This is a genomic window from Gordonia sp. DT30 (assembly GCF_049844915.1).
Lineage (GTDB): Bacteria > Actinomycetota > Actinomycetes > Mycobacteriales > Mycobacteriaceae > Gordonia.
In genome coordinates, this window is sequence record NZ_JBNCLY010000060.1 from 1 (window position 1) to 927 (window position 927).

Genomic DNA, 927 nt, shown 5'->3' on the forward strand with positions numbered 1-927 from the left:
TGTCAATGGACAGCTGGAACTGCCCACTGGCGGACACGGGAACTGCCCGTGGGTGGCCATTGAGAACTGCCCGGTGGCGGACACGAATCTGCCCATGGTGGTGTGTCCGCCACTGGTCGTGCGTTGTGCGTCAGGTCAGGGCGTGGACTCCTTTTCCGTTGAGGGCTTGGGCCAGTCGGACGGAATCGCCGTTGGTTTGGCAGAGGTGGGCGTGGTGGAGTAGCCGGTCGACGGTGGCGGTGGCCAGTGTTTTGGGCATGAGTTCGTCGAATCCGCTGGGGTGCAGGTTCGATGAGACTGCGACGGATTTGCGTTCGTAGGCGGCTTCGATGATGCGGTAGAGGCCTTCGGCGGCGTCCGCGCCGACTGGGAGGAGGCCGACGTCGTCGATGACGATGAGTTCGGCGCGAATGATTTTCGCGACTGCTTTGTTGAGGGTGTCGTCGGCGCGGTGGGCGCGGACGAGTACTCCGATGTGTTCGAGGGTGAACCAGGCCACCGGCATCCCGGCCTCGATGACTTGCTGGCCGAGTGCTTCGAGGAAGAAGGTTTTGCCGGTGCCGGCTGGGCCGCAGACCACCAGGTTCTCGTGGCGGTGTACCCATTCGAGGGTGCGCAGCGCGTGTTGGGTGGGTAGCGGAATCGATGAGGCGTTCTCGTCCCAGACGTCGAAGGTCTTCCCGGTGGGAAATCCGGCGGCTTTGCGGCGGGAGGCGAGCATCGAGCGGGCGCGGCCGGCGGATTCCTCGGTGAGCAGTGCTTTGATCACTTCGGTGGGATCCCATCGTTGGGAGCGGGCGGTGGCGAGGACTTCGGCGGCGATCGCGCGGGCGTGTGGCAGTCGTAGTTGCCGCATCAGTGATTCGACGTCGGCGGGTAGGTCGCTGACTGGGGGGACGGTGTTCATGCGACTGGTTCCTGTCTGTC

Annotated in this window: 1 protein-coding gene; it reads right to left on the reverse strand. The window is 64.5% G+C overall.

All coding sequences use genetic code 11. The features are described from left to right. Window positions 1–130: 130 nt before the first annotated feature. A complete protein-coding gene (gene istB / locus ACLQ3C_RS21425) occupies window positions 131–907 on the reverse strand; it encodes an IS21-like element helper ATPase IstB (protein WP_425707110.1) in 777 nt (258 codons plus the stop codon). Between the last annotated feature and the right edge of the window lie 20 nt (window positions 908–927).

Excerpts from the sequence above, each read along its gene's own strand:
- istB (WP_425707110.1), bottom strand. The coding sequence starts at position 907 with ATGAACACCGTCCCCCCAGTCAGCGACCTACCCGCCGACGTCGAATCA.